Origin of the sequence: Chromohalobacter sp. HP20-39, from assembly GCF_033052815.1 — a bacterium.
GTDB lineage: Bacteria > Pseudomonadota > Gammaproteobacteria > Pseudomonadales > Halomonadaceae > Chromohalobacter.
Genome location: NZ_JAWHTP010000129.1, coordinates 1 through 482, shown reverse-complemented (window position 1 = coordinate 482; position 482 = coordinate 1). Strand labels below are relative to the sequence as shown.

Below are 482 nucleotides of genomic sequence, written 5' to 3'. Positions count from 1 at the left end.
GCAGTTCGCGAGGATGCCTGATTGCATAGCGAACGCATAGGTCCACACATTGATCACAAGGCACAGAATGCTCCGTCTGGATTTTGCTTCTCTTAGGGGCCGATACGAGTGAAGGCGACCAACGAATTGTCGACGATATTGGTGACCATGTCGACCGACCGCTTCTGGCCGACCTCTGCCCTCGGCAGTACTCTCGCTGAACCCGCCACCTTGAGTATATTCTTCCGCCGGGTATTGCACATGTCGCCAAGCGGGGACTTCGGCGACCTGGCATCGCAACAGGAAAGTTTCAGCTTGGCCAACGTCGTCCCGCAGAACTCGGTCAGCAACCGCCGCATGTGGAGCCACCTGGAGACGTCGACCCGCCGCCTGGTACGGCAGACCGGCGAAGCCTACGTGGTGACCGGCCCAGCATTCACGGACGGCAAGGCCCGTTACCTCAACGAACATGTACGGGTACCCGACTATCTGTGGAAAGCGAT

The 482-nt window shown here is 58.7% G+C and carries 1 protein-coding gene; it reads left to right on the top strand.

Annotation, left to right across the window (positions count from 1 at the left end; translation table 11 throughout):
- Window positions 1-108 precede the first annotated feature (108 nt).
- On the top strand, window positions 109-482 hold a 374-nt coding region (locus tag RVY79_RS17285), incomplete at its 3' end, for a DNA/RNA non-specific endonuclease (RefSeq protein WP_317465709.1).